Origin of the sequence: Bradyrhizobium sp. CCBAU 53421, assembly GCF_015291625.1 — a bacterium.
Lineage (GTDB): Bacteria > Pseudomonadota > Alphaproteobacteria > Rhizobiales > Xanthobacteraceae > Bradyrhizobium.
This window is the reverse complement of record NZ_CP030047.1, coordinates 3368874-3385176: the sequence shown is the minus strand read 5'-3', so window position 1 is coordinate 3385176 and position 16303 is coordinate 3368874. Positions and strand designations below refer to the sequence as shown.

Genomic DNA, 16303 nt, shown 5'->3' with positions numbered 1-16303 from the left:
GTGTTTCTTCTCCCGATTTGGCCGGCACATTAGCCGCAGACAAACCGGAAAAGCTACCACCTTGCACCATGAATTCGACCAGCGAAGGCCAGCTATTCGCTTGTGAGATAGATCGGATTCCAAGGCGGCGCCGCCGCCTCCGGACTGACCTCGTCCGACGCGAGCTAGCTGCCCGAAAACCGGTTTCGGTACTCGGTCGGCGACACGCCGAGGTGGCGCAGGAAGGCCCGCCGCATTCGTTCGTCATCGCCAAATCCTGCACGCTTGGCGACCTCAACCACACCGCCGATCTGGCGGCTTTCGAGCAGCAAGCGCGCGGTCTCCACACGCAGCGCCTCGACGCCGCTCGCAGGTGTCATGCCGGTGCGGCTGACATAGGTCCGGGCAAAGGTGCGCGGCGTCATCCCGGCCTTTTCCGCGAGGGTCTCGACCTTGAGATCGCTCGTGATGTTCTCGATGATCCAGGCATGCAGCGCGCTGAAGCGTCCCTCGACGTCCGACGCCTGGGCTGCAAGGACGGTCGAGAACTGGCTCTGACCGCCCGGCCGCTTCAGAAACACCACCAGCCTGCGCGCCACATCGAGCGCGATGGTGTGGCCGAAATCCTCCTCGATCATGGCGAGCGCCAGATCGATGCCGGCGCTGACACCCGCAGAGGACCAGACATGTCCGTCCTTGACGAAAATCGCGTTGGGCTCGACGCGGATGTTGGGAAAGCCGTCCTGCAACCGCGGGCAATAACGCCAGTGCGTTGCAGCACGCTTGCCGTCGAGGATCCCGGTCCAAGCCAGCGCAAAGGCGCCGAGGCAGACCGAGGCGATGCGGCGCGCCTTCGGCAACGCCTCCGCGATCCAATTCATCAACTCGGCGTCGTTGCGGATTTTCCAGATGCCGGGCCCGCCGGGGATCACAAGCGTATCGACCTCGGCGGGCGCAACGCCGGCGATCGGCGCCGTGTCGATCATCATGCCGACATCGGTCGGCACCAAGCCACCTGAAGTCGACAGGTAGGATAGTGAGTAGTCCGGCCCGGGCAGTTCGATTGCCTCCAGCTCCGCGAACACCTGAGCGGGTCCCGAGATGTCGAGCAAGGTCACGCCCGGAAAGGCAACGATCGCGATCCGCCGCGTCGCTTTCTTGTCGCGCGGCTCGCGCCGGGGCGGTTTGGCAGTTTTCGAGGGCATATTGTCCTTTAAGCCATTCGAGGCTGCCATGTATAGCTCGCCATGGAATTCTGGAGTTCTGCCATGTCGCGATATCTGGGCAGCGGGTACGAGGCGATCAGATCGCCTTGGACGGATTACGCGATCTACAGTCTACCCGACGCCTCCCGGATCGAAGCCTGCGACCGTCGGCCGCTCATGGACGCCATGAACGGCATCATCGCCGTCAACTGGCAGGCCACCGAGCCGCACTGGACCGCAACCTCCTCGCCCTTCGACAAGAAGTACAGCCTGATCCTCGTCTATGACGGCTCCGGCCTCATAGCCTTCTCGGTCTATCGCATCCTGCAGATGTCGGCCGGACTTGGAATCTATCGCAGCGGCACGGAAGTGCTCCCGGCGCATCAGGGTCGCGGCCTCTACGGCTTCTTTACAGCGGAAGTTCTGAAATGCTCAGGCGCCGCCGAGAGAGCCGATCGCAACGTGCTCTACGGCTGGCGGACCCGCAATCCGATCGTCTGGGCAGCGAACGCTAAAATTTGCGAAAAAGTGAGTCCATCGCTGCTCGATGATGCACAGGACCCGGCCTTGCAGGCCGCCTGTGTCGAGATGTGCACCTCGCTCTATCCCGGCAAGCCGCTCGAACTGCCCGACATGATCATGCGTGGCGCTTACGGCCACATTAAACACCATCGGCAGGCCTATCGTGGCACCGCGTCGCTGGTCGACGCCGCGATGTCGCGGAAGATTCCGAATTCAGCTGATGCCCTTTTCTCGGTGGGTTACGCGAGGGTGTGATGTCGATGCTCGGACAACAAGCCGTTTACGCCCCGACGTCGCGCTTCACCGACCGCGCCTATCTCGCCTGGACGGCAGTGGCCATCGCTTACGCCATCGCCTTCCTGCAGCGGGTGTCGCCGCAATCGGTAAGCCTCAGCTTCATGCACGACTTCAACACCGATGCGGCCGGTGTTGCGATGCTCGCCTCGAGCTATTTCTGGGGCTACACATTGATGCAGATTCCGGCCGGCCTTCTGGTCGATCGTTACGGCGTCAAGCGTGTCGTCCTCGTCAGCATGATCGCCTCATCGCTCGGCAGCGCCGCGTTCGCTCTGGCGCCGAACCTGCTCGACGTCTTTGCTGCGCGCCTGATTGTCGCCTGCGGCGACGCGCTGGTCTTCACGGCACTTCTGAAACTCGTGGCACAAAGCTTCGCCGACGAGCGGTTCGGCATGATGTCGGGCATCTCGCAGGTCTCCGGCTATGTCGGAGGCGTGATTGCGACCACGCCGCTCGCAGCCGCCGTCTCGGGGTTCGGCTGGCGGGCCTGCTTCCTGTTCATCGCCTGTATTGGCCTCGCCAACCTCGCCTTCGCCAAGCTCGCGCTCAAGCCCGATCCGGCATCGCATAGCAACAAGACGCTGAAAGGCGTCGTGCTCGCTGCGCGGCAATCGCTGACCCACGTCGCGAACTGGGGTTGCGCGATGACGTTCGCCTCGCACTTCGCTGTTGTGACGACGCTGTCGGGTGTCTGGGGCATTCCGATGGTCGCCCACTTCTTCCATATTTCCCCGACCGCCGCCGGCACGCCGCTGCTCGCCTTCATGATCGGCAATGCGCTCGGCTCGATCTTCCTCGGTCACGCCGCCGATCGTGCCGCGGCGGCGCTCGACCGCGCATTGATCGGCATTTGCGTACTGCGCATCGCGCTGATCGCGATGCTGCTGCCGCAGGTCGCCCGGACATTTGGCCTTGCCTACGTCACTGTTGTATTCACGGCCTTGGGCCTCGTCGCCGGCGGCACCGTCCCGCTGGTGCTGAAATGCGTCAAGAAGCTCTACACCTCCGACCTGATCGGTGTGGGTGCTTCCGTGAACACCACCGCCGCCGGGATCTTCGCCGGCGTTTCGCAGCCGATCATCGGCTTTGCGATGCTTGCCGCCAGCAACGCCTCCGGAACCGACGCCGTGCACAACACGGCCGCGATCGGTGACGGCGGCTACAGCGCCTTGATTGTCATTCTGCTTCTCATGTCGCTGCCGGGCATTGCCGGACCGCTATTGATGAGAAGCAAGTTGATAGCTCGTTAGTGTCGTTATGAGTGTAGGGGGTGTTATGGAGCGCTTGTTCTTGAGAAAAGGCGAAGTCGCGTCAAACTTTCCGGTCAGCAGCTGGCAAAGCGTGATGTTCTCCGAGTTTGAAGCGCAGATGAGCAGCGAGGCAAGGCCGTTCCCTTGCGTGTTCGGGGTGACCGGACATCGCCAGGATCAGCTCCGCTATCTTTTCCTCGATCCGTACGACGTCGCTGTGCTCGGCGGACAGCTCGCACAATATGTTTCGGAGGCGCGCTCGTTCGGTCCCAACACCTCGTTGATCGTTTTCACGCGGCCCCGCCCCGTGCAAACGCTCGACGCCTATTATCGCAAGATGTGGCTGACGCTCGACCAGCTCGCGCGGCTGGACAAGAACCCGTGGCCATCAGAGATTCCGGAGCAGATCGACCATCCGATGTGGGAGTTTTCGTTCGCGGGCGAGCCGATCTTCGTCGTGTGCACGACGCCAGCCCATGTGATGCGCCAGAGCCGACGGTCCAGTGCTTTCATGCTTACGTTCCAACCGCGCTGGGTGTTCGACAAGATCCTCGGGACAGAAAAGGCGGCGACCGCGGCGTTCGCCGAGGTACGCAAGCGCCTGATCCCGTACGACAGCGCGAGCCCCTCTCCGCTGCTTGGCCGCTACGGCGCGACCGATGGCCGCGAATATCTGCAGTACTTCCTGCATGACGACAACAATGCGAGCGGAGGCTGCCCTTTTGCCAAGCTCGCACAGAACAAGACGCCACCCATCGCGAACAAGGAACAGGCAGCATGACCCAGATCATCGCGGGCACGAAGACCGAATTTGCCATCGATCGGGAGATCCTGAACCTGCTCCCGGCGCAGGGATCGGTTGAGTTGCAGCATGATGCCGCCGGCAAGGTGCATCAGTTCCATACCCATCCGGTCGATGAAATCCTGATGATCATCAGCGGCCGGTTGAACTTCATCTGGGACGGCGGTGAGCGGATCGTCGGCGCCGGGGACACCATCCTGCTGCCAGCCGGCACCCGGCACCAATCCGAAGCACTCGAGGGCGGTGCAATCTACGTGATCGCGACGCAACCGCCCGCCAGACCGATGAACAACTGAGATACAGGGAAAACGCGAACACCTCAGGACAGTGAAGGATCGCGCGGCGGATCAACCGCCAAACGTTCGACCAGTTCGATGACCTCGGAACGCTGGTCGGACGCAAGTCGAAGGAAAGCCTTCAACAGTCGCAGGCTTTCCAGTGTTTCGCTCGATGGAGCTCCGAGCTTGTTCTGCAGCTCTGCAACATATGTGGGATTTTTCATCTCGCACCTTAAGTGAGGATTACGAATGGCATACCCAGGTAAACGTGAAGGCTTGGCCCAGAAGGTCGACACCGCAGCGCAAGAGGCCGAACGCCTCGGCCTGACCACGGCAACCTTGATACTCCGGATGGCCCGTCTCGAGATTGATCGGGCGGAGCCCGAGGAAGTTGAAAGTATGCCAAGGAACAACTTGCGCAGCAAGCCGAACTGAGGTCCCGAAACGGGCCAATTCGGGCCCGAAGACCGCCCGCACGCGGTGGGGGCCCGTGACGTCTGAACGACATCTTGCGAGGCGAGAGACTTCCCTCTCGCCTCAGCTCAGGTGGTTTGCAGATATTTGATCTTGGTTCAGGCTAAACCGCTAGCCAGTATTGCTTGCCTTGCCGAACGCGCCCGCCTCGGCCAGCGCGGCGATATGTCGGTCGTCGTAACCAAGCGTCTTGCGCAACACGTCCTTCGTGTGCTGACCGAGTAGCGGAGCCGCAACGGGATCGACCGTCGGCGTCAGGCTCATGTTGACCGGCGACTCGATGTTCGGAACCGAGCCGGCCGTTGGATGCGCGATCTTGCTCAGGCGATGCCGATCGCGCACCTCGGGTGCGTTGAACCCTTCCTCGACCGTCCTCAGATAGCCAACGGGAATATTGGCCTTCTTCATCTTTGCCATCCAGTGCTCGAGCGTGTCGCTTGCAAACACGCTGGCGATGATGGCGCGCAGCTTCTCCTTGTTGGCGGACCGCGCCTTGCGGTGGGCAAACTCGGGGTCGGTGACGAGGTCCGGGCGATCGAGTACGTCGGTCACGAGACGGCGATAGAGCCGGTCGTTGGCGCAGGCCATGTAGAGCGGACCATCGGACGCCCGGTAGACGCCGACGGTCGGCGAACCATTTGGAGAATTGCCGAAACGGCCGGGGTTGTTGCCGTTGATGAGATAGGCCATGCCGTAGAATCCGGTCATCGACACCGCAGTGTCGATCAACGCGACCTCGACCTGCTGCCCGCGACCGAGCCGATCCCGCGCAATCAGCGCCAGCAGGATGGCGTTGCAGGCCGACATACCGGTCGCCATGTCCACGATCGGTGGCCCGGTGCGCACCGGTTCACCATCCGGAAAGCCGTTGAGCGACATGAATCCGCTTTCGGCCTGCGTGATCGGGTCAAAACCTGGACGTAGCGCGAAGTCACCTTTGCGGCCATAGGCGGAGATCGAGCAATAGATCAGTCGCGGATTGGTCGGCGCCACCGACGCATAGTCGAGGCCGAATTTCCTCATCACGCCGCCGGAGAAATTCTCCACGACGACGTCTGCCCTGGCAATCAACGCGCGCGCGACTTCGAGCGCCGCAGGATTGTTGAAATCGAGCGCAATGCCACGCTTGTTGCGGTTGAGGCTCAGATACGCGGCGCTTTCCCCGCCGATTTCGGCATGCTCGTAGGCACGCGTGTCGTCACCACCGTCCGGATTCTCGATCTTGATGACCTCGGCCCCGAAGTCGGCCAGCGTTTGCGTGCAGGCCGGGCCGGCCACGACGCGGGTAAAGTCGACCACCAGCAGGCCATCGAGCGCCGTCGGAACCCCCTCCCCGCGCGGGGCGCGCCCTGGCAATTCTGGCTTGGTCATGATCTGGCGCTTCCTCTGTTATTTTGTCAGGCGAAATACAACGGCCCCTGCCGGGACCGGCGCTGCCTGCCTTTTAGCGGAAGCCCGTCACCAAGACCAAACCCGGATTTTGCAGGGCGGGACCTTCGCCTGACATGGCTGTCACCGGCAAGGGAGCTCCCGCAGTGCCGGCACAGTCTAGCGATTCGAATGTCAGGGAAGCCCGCCGGATACCGGATCGGCGCGTCCGGCCAATGGAGGTAGACATCGGCGGGTAGCGACGCCCCATCGCCACCCGCTCGAGAAGCGTCGCGCTATTCGGCGATCATTTCGCCGGAGCCGCCGAACTCGGCCGGAAAGTCCTTCAGCTTCGGCAGGCCGTCGCGTATCGGCAGTACCGCTTCGGAGTAGTTGACGTGAACGCCGGGGCTGAACTTCAGCGTTGGGATCGTTGCGGTGAAAACGTCGACGAGCCCAAGCGTCGGGTGGTTCGTCATCAGGTGACCGCCGCACTTGGTGCAATATTTGCGCTGGCTCATCGCGGTCTTCTCGAACGTCCCAACATGATCGGCGCCCTTGGTGACCTCGACCGCCTCTGGCTTCCAGAGGCTGAACGCATTCACCGGGCCGCCGGACCAGGAGCGGCATGAACGGCAGTGGCAGTAACCCATCGCCTCAGGCTCCCCAGTGACCTTGAGTTCGACGGCGCCGCAAAAGCAATTTCCAGTGTGATTCATCGCTCGGTTCTCCTTGGGTGAATTGATAGGACTCCGCGCCGGCATCGACTCACGTTGTTCGTGATGTTCGCGATGCAGGATAACATGTAGGCGGGCGTAGCCGCCGCGAACTCCCTTGTGGCCGTACCGGACCATTTCTCGCGCAAGAGGCAGGCACATGCACTCGAACGCAGGCAGGTCGTCGACGCGACCGAAGCTACATGAGAGTCCGCGCTGTTGTCGACCGTCTTCGAAAGCGCCACGGACGAGCTGAGTGTGAGGCCAAGTACCGTGTGGCAATGCTGAAGCGCCGCCGCGCCGGATGCCTGCGCGGCAACCGGCACGTGAGCACATCACTTCAAGATCAGCGTTGCCGGTCCTTCGCCGGAACCTTGTTCGGCGTGGCCAGCCCGTACATCAGCGCCAGCCGATCGAGGCACTCCTTGAGGCGCCGCGCAAAATAGTCCTGCCAGCGCTGCGTACGCAATCCGCGCCGCTGCCCAACCTGCTCCATGGTCATGCCGAGGATCAGGACGTCGTGCACCAGCGCCGAACCGTCGGCACCGAGCTCATGCTCGGCGCGATTCAGCCGCAAGGTCGCCTGGCGCTGCCCCTCCGTGATCGGCTCACGCCGCTGACCGCCATCAACGTATTCACGCGTCGTATCTACCGCGCGAGGGCCACGCTCGGCCTTCTCCCAGTCGTTCTGGAAGGCCCGGCCGCTCCGGTATTGCGTTTCGTCGATCTGCCGGTGTGCATGCAACCGGCCGAGCGGATCACTGCGTATCGAGCGAAAGGCAACGATCTTCTCGCCCAGCTCGAGCGCGAGGGGATCGTCGATCTCGACGGTCGCCACCTCGGCGTTAAATGGCAGATCCTGGGAGCGCCGATCATGTGTTCCAGCAGGATCGTACGGTTTCCGGCGTTTTGCGCGCGGCATCTGTGACCTCCGAAATGGGTTATGAAAGCGCGCGGCGTCTTCCGCGCGATCGCGGTTGTGGACCGACTTCCATCGGTCGGAACATGAGCCGCCTCAGATGGCCCCGACGGCTTGAAGCCAGGCCTCGTTCAGTACTGGCCTCGCCGACGTCTCGGGATCGCGGCTCAAGCGAAGATGCGGGGCGCAATAGTTCGAACCTGGCCGGCACGGGTGACCACAGAAGGTCATGGTTTCGCCGTCGGCATCCCCGCCATAGGGATAGCGGCAGTCCCCGCGCTCGAGGTCGAGCAGCGAAAGGTGGCGTGGCACGACCTCAGCGCAACGAAGTTGGGGCATCTCCACCGTTTCGGTGAAGCTCTTCGGCCAGCGAAGCCAATCGGGCTTCAGCTCGGACCGCCCTTCACGCAGGCGCCCGATCCTCGGCGGCTCCGGCAAGGCCGGCTTGGGTGGATCGAGGTGTCCCGGCAGGGACGGCTCGAACCGGTCGAGGCCCGCCAGCCCCATGCGCTGCCCCCGGCTGAGCGCCGCGTCGCGTGTATAGGCCGTACTGAAGGTTGCGTTGATGGTGTCAGCGATTTCCGAATAGGACAAGCCGCGGGCGCGCAGGTCCTGCAAGGCAGCCGAATGCTCCGGCAGCCAGTTCATCATTTCCATTCCAAATTCCCATTTTTGTCATTCCGCCGGCGCCTCGCATACCTTCCGATATTCCGAAGAAAAAGTCAAGCTTGAATTCTGATAATCGTAACGCTAATAATGTGTCCAGCTTTGGAGAGGATCAAACATGCTGGACGCGGCACTTATCGAACGAGCACTGGAGAAGACCGGAAAGAGCAAGGGCGGGCTTGCCCGCGCGATGGGCGTTCGGGCCGGAGCGGTGTCCGAAATCCTGTCGGGAATCCGCTTGATCAAGGCATCGGAGATCGCCCCGATCATGGAATACCTGGAGCTGAACGCGGTGCCGATCGTGGGCCGGGTCGGCGCCGGTGCGTCGATCCAGCCCGAGCTTGAGCAGGTTCCGCCGGAGGGTCTCGGCGAGATCGAGCTCCCCTTCCCGATGACGGAGGAAACCGTCGCTTTCGAAGTTTCAGGCGATTCGATGCTGCCGAAATACGAGAACGGCGATGTCATCGTGGTGTATCGTGAGCAGCGCTATCCGCTGTCCAGCTTCTACGGAGAGGAAGCTGCGGTCCGGCTGAAGAGCGGCGAGCGCTATCTGAAGACGATCGAGCGGGGCAGCTCGTCCGGCACGGTCAATCTCAAGAGCTTCAATGCCAAGCCGATCAACGGCGTCAAGCTCGAATGGATCGGCGAGATTTGCGTCACCCTGCCCCGCGGCCAGATCGAAAGGCTGCGCGGCAAGACGGCGGCGAAGGGCCGCAAATCCGCCCGGTCACAGGGTGGACGGTCGTCCGAGAAATAGCGGCGCGGCTTCGGCGGCCGGCCTGACCGATTCGGGTGCATTGCGCCCGAGTCGGTCGGCGCGACCTGCCTGTGTTTCCGATTATCGGCAATTCCTCTTGACATAATTCCGATTATCGGAAACAATGGCGGCGAAAGTCAACGCATCGAGCCACCAGGCAATGCAGTATTTTGTCGTGATGATCGACTACGGCCGCCGTGGCCGCGAGGCGATCGTCGACCCCGAAATGACACGCCGCGAGGTCGTCTCGCGGGTGACGTCAGGCGAATACACCAATATCAGCTTCATCCACGAGGTTGCCGAGTGCTCGGTCGCGGATGTCACGGACGACATCCTTGCCGAGGCCGCCCTGCCGGAAGTCCCCCTGACCGGCACGAACCTGCAAGCCAATACGCTGGATCACGCCCGCGACCTGCGCAAACACGAGCCGGTCTGACGGCGCTCACGTTGTGATTGCGAAAACGTGATCTTTCTTGAGCCGACCACTTGGCCGGAACTCGAAACGGACTAGATAGGGTTCACGCAGAGTCTATTCGGACCGGGCGCGGGTTCCCTCTAGATTGCGAATCGTTTTCTCGGGCCGGCAGATTTCAGTTTCAGATGACTTCGACAACAAACGCCGAGATCGCGAGAGCCGATGGCGATCTCAGGATCGCGCTGCTGCTTGGCATCGCGAACTGGTTTCTGTTCCTGGATCACGTTCCGCATAACGTCGTCAGCGCACTGACCATGCGCAATTTCGGCTTTAGCGGCGCGACCGATCTGTTCGTGTTCGTCGGCGGCTATGCGACGACGCTGATCTACACAAGGATGGCGGTGGAGCGCGGAATGCTGGTGGCGGCCACCCGCATCTTCAGGCGTGTGTGGCAGCTTTACGCCGCCTACATCGTTCTTTTCGTCATCTATGTCGAGTTGATCAGCTACGTTGCGGCCCGGACTGCGGCACCCGAGATCATCAGCGAGTTCAATATCACCGGATTCATCGACCACGGGATCCGAACACTGATCTACGGTCTGTTTCTGCAGGCCAAGCCGCTCAATCTCGATGTCCTGCAACTCATTATCGTTCTGATGGCGCTCCAGCCCATTGTCGTGTGCGGGCTGTTCTATGCACCGAACGCGACGCTCGCCGGCTCCACGGCCCTTTATGCGACCGCTCGCATGCTCGACTGGAACCTGACCTCATATCCGGATGGGCGCTGGTACCTGAACCCGCTCTGCTGGCAATTGCTGTTCGTGATGGGGGGCTGGCTTGCGCTCGTCGGCAAGCAATTCGCGCCCGAGATTCGCGCGCTACAGGCCATTCCGACGCTGCGTGCTGCCGCCCTGTCGTATCTGGTGTTCGCTCTTGTGATCGTCTCCGGCAGCGACATTCCGGCACTTGCCCAGATCATGCCGAGCGGATTGAGCGATATGCTCTTGCCGACCGACCGGGAGGACATTGCGCCGCACCGCATCCTGCATTTCCTGGCCCTGACATTTCTGTTCACCTTGCTGGTGCCGTGCAATTGGGAGCATTTGCGATCTTACGCCCTGCAACCGATCGTCAAGTGCGGCGAGGAATGGCTCGCCGTATTCTGTGCGGGCGTTTTCCTCTCCTTTGCCGCGCACCTGATCCTGATTACAGGCCCGAACTCGGTGGTCAGGCAGGTCGCGGTCAGCCTCGCCGGCCTCGCAGCGATGACTGCTGTCGCCTACTACGTCTCATGGTCGAAGCAGCAGGACAACAAATCGGCGGCCGGCGCTCACTCCTGAATCCGTCGATCTAGTCGACCAGCCGCGCGCGCCTCAACCGCGTCTCGCTGTCGTGCAGCATGGCGGTGTCGAGTTCTCCTCGCGCTGCTGCATCCGTCGCGCAAGCGAACAGGCGGTAGAACTGCAACCCGTCATAGGCGACCAGCAACAGATCGACGCCGGCGTTCAGCGCCTCCACGACAGCCGTGCAGACATCGTGCTGATAGATCGCGCCCATCACCAGATCGTCCGTCATGACGATGCCCTGGTAGTTCCACCTCTTCCGGATCAGCCCGTCGACGACGGCCTTGGAATGCGACGCCGGCCGTCCGGGGTCGAGCGCGCTCACCGCCACGTGCCCGATCATCAGGCGCGCGCCGGTCGACGACAGCACATCGCGGAACGGACGCCAGTCGGCAGCCTCAAGTTCGCCGACCGGCGTATCGAGGTCGGCGTTGAAATGATGCGTGTCGGCGCGCACGCGGCCCAATCCCGGAAAGTGCTTCACGGTGGCATTGACGCCCGCGGACTCGAGGCCGTGAATATAGGCACCCGCGATCGCGGTCACCTTGGCCGGATCATCGGAGATCGCCCGCTGATTGATCAGCGTATTGAAATCGAGCCGGTTGTGCTTCGCCTTCGGCCGCAGGTCGAGCACCGGGGCAAAATTCAGGTTGATGCCAAGCGACGCCAGCTCGCGTCCATGGATACGCCCGAGCTCTTCGGCTTTCGCCTTCTGCTCATCGGGCGCCAGCTCGGCCAGAGAGGCCAGCGCAGGCAGCCTCGTCAGCGGCGGCGCCAGATGTGAAACGATGCCGCCTTCCTGATCCGTCGCGACCATCAAAGGCGGCAGCCTCGCGGCACGGCGCCTGGCCTGCAGTGTGGCAATTTCCGCTCTCAAGGCGTCGGCCGTCCTGCCGACAACATTGCGCCGGGTGACATAGATGCCGGCAACGAAGCCCTTCTCCGCAAGCGGCGCGACCTCGTCGAACGACCGATAGCCGACGATGAAGTGTTGCCCCACCGACTGCGTCAGACCCGGCTCGGTCTGGAGAACGTGGTGCTTCCGCACCTCGAACACACCATGCGCGGCAAGCATCGCAAGCGGCGGCAGGCACCACAGGACCACAAGAAGCTTTCCTGCCGGCGCCCGCCTGCGCCACGCGCCGCCGCGGACCAGCATGAACACGACGAGGATGCACGCCACCACGAGGAAAAGATTGCCCGTCCCGCGCAACGGGACCAGATACGGATCGTTGTTGTTGACGCCCACCAGGACGAATACGAGCCCGGCGATCCAGAGTAGGATAGTGCCGATGCATTTGCTGACTTGCATGAGACCACGCGTGACGAAAGAGGCCGATCGGCGCCGTCCGTATCAGACGAGATTCGCCGGCGCGAGCCGATACGTGGCGTCTGCACGCAATCTGCATAAAAATCCTGAACTCCTGCTGCTCGCGTTCTTGCCGAGTGCACATCCACGACTCAAAGTGGTCGAACTGCGAGCCGGATATCACCTGCTCGCGACAGACCAACCCGCTTCAGCCCCTCCCGATCGCCATGAAGCCGATCCGTCCTTGTCTCCCGCCGCAGTTGCCCTGTAGAACATTTGCATCAAGCGAGAGCAAAGGCGCGGCCAGAATGCTGCATTCGGAGATCCCGTTGACCCACCGTATTCTCGTTGTCGATGATGACCCGCATATCCGCGAGGTCATCCGCGTCGCCCTCAGGAAGGCCGGCATGAGCGTGACCGAAGCACGCGACGGCAAGGACGCGCTGGCTCGCTTTGCCGCCGAGCGGCCGGACCTGATCGTGCTCGACATCGGCATGCCGGAGTTCGACGGCCTCGACGTCTGCCGCGAGATCCGTAAATCGTCCGACGTGCCGATTCTGTTCCTCTCTGCCCGTGACGAGGAGATCGATCGCATCCTCGGCCTCGAGATTGGCGGCGACGACTACGTGACCAAGCCGTTCAGTCCGCGCGAACTTGTCGCGCGGATCAACGTCATCCTGCGGCGCCTCGCGCCGCGCGCGGCCGGCACGATACCGGAGGCGACAGTGCTCTCGCGGGGACATCTTTCGATCGATCCCGAGCAGCACGTTGCGACCTTCGCAGGCATGGCGCTTCATCTCACCGCGATCGAGTTCGGGATCCTGCGCGCCTTCCTGACGCGGCCGGTCGCGGTGTTCAACCGCGAGCAGATCATGAGTGCGGCCTACCAGCTCAACATCCAGGTTTCCGATCGCACGATCGACAGCCATATCCGCAATATCAGGGCCAAGCTTGCCGCCGCGAACTGCGACAATGTCATCGAGACCGTGCACGGCGTCGGCTTCAAGCTCGGACGCTGCGAGCCGCAGGCATGACGTCGTTCCGCGCCGACCAGAAGTGGCGACCCTCGCTCGGCTTCGTGATCTTCACTGTGCTCGCCCTCGTCGCGGTGCTGCCGCTGATGGGGCTGTTCTTCTTCCGGCTCTACGACAACCAGCTGATTCACCAGACCCAAGCCGAGCTGATCGCGCAGAGCCGCGTGCTGGCTGCCATCTATGCGCGGGACGTGCAGGCACGGCTTGGCAATGGCATCCCGCTCGGCGCCGCGGTACCGCCGGAGGCGCTACCCGATCCCGGCGATCAGGTGACGCCGATCCGGCCCGCGCTCGATCTCGCCAGCAACGATCTGCTGCGGCGACGGCCCGATGCGGTTCCGGCGGCCAAGCCCGCCGATCCAGCCTATGTCGCGATCGGTACCGCGCTCATGCCTATCATCCTGGAGACCCAAAAGGTCACGCTGGCGGGTTTCCGCATTCTCGATCCGCAAGGCGTGGTGATCGCCGGACGCCAGGAGGTCGGGCAGTCGCTTGCCCATATCGAGGAAGTAGCGGCGGCGCTGGGCGGGCAGTACAGCGCCGCGCTCCGCATCCGCATGCCCGACAAGCCTCCGCCACCGATCTATTCGATCAGCCGTGGCGTCGGCGTCCATGTCTTCTCCGCGATGCCCGTGATCGTCAACGATCACGTCGCCGGCGTGATCTACACGTCCCGCACGCCGAGCAACATCTTCGATCATCTCTATCAGGAGCGCGGCAAGTTCCTGCTCGCCACATCGGCCGTGCTGCTGGCGACGGTTGCGATCGGGCTGATGTTCTCGCGCACGGTCACGCGTCCGATGCGCGAGCTGGTCGATCGCGCCGTGCGGATCGGCCGCGGCGACCGCAATGCGTTTCAGCCGCTGCAGCACTATGGCACCCGCGAGCTCGCCCAGCTTTCCGACAGCTTTCTCGACATGGCCCAGCAGCTGTCGCGCCGCTCCGACTACATTGCCACCTTCTCGGCACACCTGACGCACGAACTGAAGTCGCCGCTGACGTCGATCAGGGGAGCCGCCGAACTGCTGCAGGATTCGCTTCAAAGCAAGTCGGACACGCTGACCCGGTCCGAACAACAGAGCTTCATCTCGAACATCCTTGGCGACGTCGAGCGGCTCGATGCCATGAGCCAGCGGCTGCGCGAGCTGGCCCGCGCAGAGAGCGCTCCGCAGAACGAGCAGACCCCGCTCTCGGGCGTCATCGCGAACCTGAGAAGCCGATTTGCGGAGCGGACCATCGTGGCCAGCGGACAGCTCGACCGCCCGATCGGGATGTCCGCTGAGAAGGCGCTGATCGTGCTGGCGCATCTGGCCGACAACGCGTTCCGCCACAATGCCAAGTCGGTGCAGCTCGAAGCGACCGCCGAAGCCTCGACCGTCAGGGTGACGGTGAGCAACGATGGCGACCCGATCTCCGACGCCAACAGCGACAAGATCTTCGATGCCTTCTTCACCACACGCCGGGATAGCGGCGGCACCGGCATGGGGCTCGCCATCGCGCAAGCGGTCATGGTGACCCATGGCGGCTCGATCCGTCTCCTGCCCTCGAGCCGGGGCGTCGCATTCGCGCTGGAGTTTCCCGCGGTTTGACCGAGGTTAAACCCGCTCCATGATGATCGCGGGTACCATGCCGCCGCCGGCGGAGCCGGGCCATCGACCACGTTGAAGGAATTTACCGCGCGGTGGACAAACCGGAACCAGACTTTTGTCGAAGTGCCGGCCCTTGATCGCAACTGCGACAGCTTCCAACAGCAAGAGCACATCGACGTTCTCTCGCGTGATTCCTCTCCTCCCCGCCATCGCGTCAACGCATGGTGCTTCGCGCTCTCCGGTTGTCCAATCAGGCATGCTCAGCTGAGCCATGCTTGACGCGCAATTTCGTTTGTGCGCAGCTGCTCAAAACAACAAGTATCCTAAAGGGCAGGACATATGGGCGGGCTTCGGCGAGCGCTGGCCGGTTACGGCTTCCTCATCGCATCGGTCAATCTGGCGGCGGCGGCAGAGCCGATCAAGCTGCGCATCGCCGACTCCTTCCCAAAGGGACACTACCTCGTCCGCCTCGTGCTCGAGCCCTGGATGGCCGAGGTGCAGAAGCGCACCAACAACGCGGTGACGTTCGAGCACTACCCGGCCCAGCAACTCGGCAAGGCCGCCGATATGCTCAAGCTGACGCAAACCGGCGTCGCCGATATCGGCTATGTCGCGCCCGCCTATGTCTCCGACAAGATGCCGGTCTCCGAGGTCGCGATGCTCCCCGGCGCGTTCGAGCATTCCTGCCAGGGAACGCTCGCCTATTGGAAGACCGCGCGGAGCGGCGTGATTGCACAGCAGGATTATACCCCAAACGGCATCCGCCTGCTGCTCGCAGTGAGCCTGCCGCCCTATCGTATCCTGACCGTGAAGCAGCCGGTGAAGGATACCGCCGACATCAACGGCCTGAAACTGCGCTCGACCGGCGGCGCGCAGGACCTCACCTTGCGCGCGATCGGCGCAGTGCCGGTCCGGATGGCGGCACCCGACGCCTATGAGTCGCTGTCGCGCGGCACGATGGACGGCCTGCTGTTTCCGCTCGAGAGCGTCGCCGCCTATGGCGCCGACAAGCTCGTGAAGCACTCGACCGACGGCTTTGGCTTCGCGAGTTTCGTGGTCGCCTATTCGATCAGCGAGAATGCCTGGAAGAAGTTGTCGCCGGAAATCCAGAAGGCGATGATCGACACCGCCGAGGAGATCCTGCCTTCCGCCTGCAAGGAGGTGCAGAAGCAGGACAGCGAGACCATGAAGTCGATGGAGAGTGCAGGCGTCCACTTCGACACCTTGCAGCCTGACGTCGTCGCAAAGCTCAAGGACCTGACGAAGGGCGTGGGCAAGGCATGGGCCGACGGGCTCGATGCGCGCGGCAAGCACGGCAGCGACGCCCTGAAGGAATTCAGCGCTGCTGTTGCTGCCGTGCCGGCCCAGTAACACGGACGG

At 62.8% G+C, this 16303-nt stretch carries 18 protein-coding genes; 11 read left to right on the top strand and 7 right to left on the bottom strand.

Going from position 1 to position 16303, the window contains the following annotated elements; genetic code table 11:
- Positions 1–164: 164 nt before the first annotated feature.
- A complete protein-coding gene (locus XH92_RS16010) occupies positions 165–1184 on the bottom strand; it encodes a GlxA family transcriptional regulator (protein WP_194460042.1) in 1020 nt (339 codons plus the stop codon).
- A 42-nt stretch (positions 1185–1226) separates the two neighbouring features.
- Between XH92_RS16010 and XH92_RS16005 the strand changes: the two genes are divergently transcribed.
- The 4 genes from XH92_RS16005 to XH92_RS15990 are packed head-to-tail and all read left to right on the top strand — an operon-like array spanning position 1227 to position 4351.
- Positions 1227–1961 carry a hypothetical protein gene (locus tag XH92_RS16005; protein WP_246788452.1) on the top strand — a complete coding sequence of 245 codons (735 nt, stop codon included), beginning with the start codon at positions 1227–1229 and terminating at the stop codon, positions 1959–1961.
- Positions 1961–3253 (top strand): MFS transporter, encoded by a 1293-nt coding sequence (locus XH92_RS16000; protein WP_194460041.1) that lies wholly within the window; start codon positions 1961–1963, stop codon positions 3251–3253. The genes XH92_RS16005 and XH92_RS16000 overlap by 1 nt, the downstream gene beginning before the upstream one ends.
- A gap of 25 nt (positions 3254–3278) precedes the next feature.
- Positions 3279–4034: a YqcI/YcgG family protein gene (locus tag XH92_RS15995; protein WP_194460040.1), complete on the top strand. Its 756-nt coding sequence runs from the start codon at positions 3279–3281 to the stop codon at positions 4032–4034.
- Entirely contained in the window at positions 4031–4351 is a 321-nt protein-coding gene (locus XH92_RS15990) for a cupin domain-containing protein (RefSeq protein WP_194460039.1), read from the top strand. Before XH92_RS15995 ends, XH92_RS15990 begins: the two co-directional genes overlap by 4 nt.
- 23 nt (positions 4352–4374) lie before the next feature.
- Here the strand turns inward: XH92_RS15990 and XH92_RS15985 are convergent, their stop codons facing one another.
- On the bottom strand, positions 4375–4557 hold the full coding sequence (locus tag XH92_RS15985) for a hypothetical protein (protein ID WP_194460038.1): 183 nt from the start codon (positions 4555–4557) through the stop codon (positions 4375–4377).
- Between the two features lie 25 nt (positions 4558–4582).
- Between XH92_RS15985 and XH92_RS15980 the strand changes: the two genes are divergently transcribed.
- Positions 4583–4768 carry a hypothetical protein gene (locus XH92_RS15980; RefSeq protein ID WP_016847356.1) on the top strand — a complete coding sequence of 62 codons (186 nt, stop codon included), beginning with the start codon at positions 4583–4585 and terminating at the stop codon, positions 4766–4768.
- A gap of 150 nt (positions 4769–4918) precedes the next feature.
- Here XH92_RS15980 and XH92_RS15975 read toward each other — a convergent pair whose 3' ends face one another.
- The 4 genes from XH92_RS15975 to XH92_RS15960 all read right to left on the bottom strand — a co-directional run bounded on the left by XH92_RS15975 (position 4919) and on the right by XH92_RS15960 (position 8467).
- On the bottom strand, positions 4919–6181 hold the full coding sequence (locus tag XH92_RS15975) for a CaiB/BaiF CoA-transferase family protein (protein WP_194461289.1): 1263 nt from the start codon (positions 6179–6181) through the stop codon (positions 4919–4921).
- Between the two features lie 290 nt (positions 6182–6471).
- Positions 6472–6894: a GFA family protein gene (locus XH92_RS15970; RefSeq protein ID WP_194460037.1), complete on the bottom strand. Its 423-nt coding sequence runs from the start codon at positions 6892–6894 to the stop codon at positions 6472–6474.
- Between the two features lie 343 nt (positions 6895–7237).
- Positions 7238–7813: a DUF6456 domain-containing protein gene (locus XH92_RS15965; protein ID WP_194460036.1), complete on the bottom strand. Its 576-nt coding sequence runs from the start codon at positions 7811–7813 to the stop codon at positions 7238–7240.
- 93 nt (positions 7814–7906) lie between these two features.
- Complete coding sequence (locus tag XH92_RS15960) at positions 7907–8467, bottom strand: GcrA family cell cycle regulator (RefSeq protein WP_194460035.1); 561 nt, start codon at positions 8465–8467, stop codon at positions 7907–7909.
- 127 nt (positions 8468–8594) lie between these two features.
- Here XH92_RS15960 and XH92_RS15955 point away from each other — a divergent pair, with 127 nt between their 5' ends.
- The 3 genes from XH92_RS15955 to XH92_RS15945 all read left to right on the top strand — a co-directional run bounded on the left by XH92_RS15955 (position 8595) and on the right by XH92_RS15945 (position 10988).
- Positions 8595–9233 (top strand): XRE family transcriptional regulator, encoded by a 639-nt coding sequence (locus XH92_RS15955; protein WP_194460034.1) that lies wholly within the window; start codon positions 8595–8597, stop codon positions 9231–9233.
- Between the two features lie 160 nt (positions 9234–9393).
- Positions 9394–9669: a hypothetical protein gene (locus XH92_RS15950; protein WP_194461288.1), complete on the top strand. Its 276-nt coding sequence runs from the start codon at positions 9394–9396 to the stop codon at positions 9667–9669.
- Positions 9670–9719: 50 nt separating this feature from the next.
- Positions 9720–10988, top strand: a complete 1269-nt coding sequence (locus XH92_RS15945) for an OpgC domain-containing protein (protein WP_371818040.1) — start codon at positions 9720–9722, stop codon at positions 10986–10988.
- Positions 10989–10998: 10 nt separating this feature from the next.
- On the opposite strand, the gene XH92_RS15940 is transcribed toward XH92_RS15945, so the two are convergent.
- Positions 10999–12303: a glycoside hydrolase family 3 N-terminal domain-containing protein gene (locus tag XH92_RS15940; RefSeq protein WP_194460032.1), complete on the bottom strand. Its 1305-nt coding sequence runs from the start codon at positions 12301–12303 to the stop codon at positions 10999–11001.
- A 326-nt stretch (positions 12304–12629) separates the two neighbouring features.
- Between XH92_RS15940 and XH92_RS15935 the strand changes: the two genes are divergently transcribed.
- The 3 genes from XH92_RS15935 (at position 12630) to dctP (ending at position 16294) form a co-directional block, all read left to right on the top strand.
- Positions 12630–13334, top strand: a complete 705-nt coding sequence (locus XH92_RS15935; protein WP_194460031.1) for a response regulator transcription factor — start codon at positions 12630–12632, stop codon at positions 13332–13334.
- Positions 13331–14923, top strand: a complete 1593-nt coding sequence (locus tag XH92_RS15930) for an ATP-binding protein (protein WP_194460030.1) — start codon at positions 13331–13333, stop codon at positions 14921–14923. Before XH92_RS15935 ends, XH92_RS15930 begins: the two co-directional genes overlap by 4 nt.
- 339 nt (positions 14924–15262) lie before the next feature.
- Positions 15263–16294 (top strand): TRAP transporter substrate-binding protein DctP, encoded by a 1032-nt coding sequence (dctP, locus tag XH92_RS15925; protein WP_194460029.1) that lies wholly within the window; start codon positions 15263–15265, stop codon positions 16292–16294.
- Positions 16295–16303: the final 9 nt, after the last annotated feature.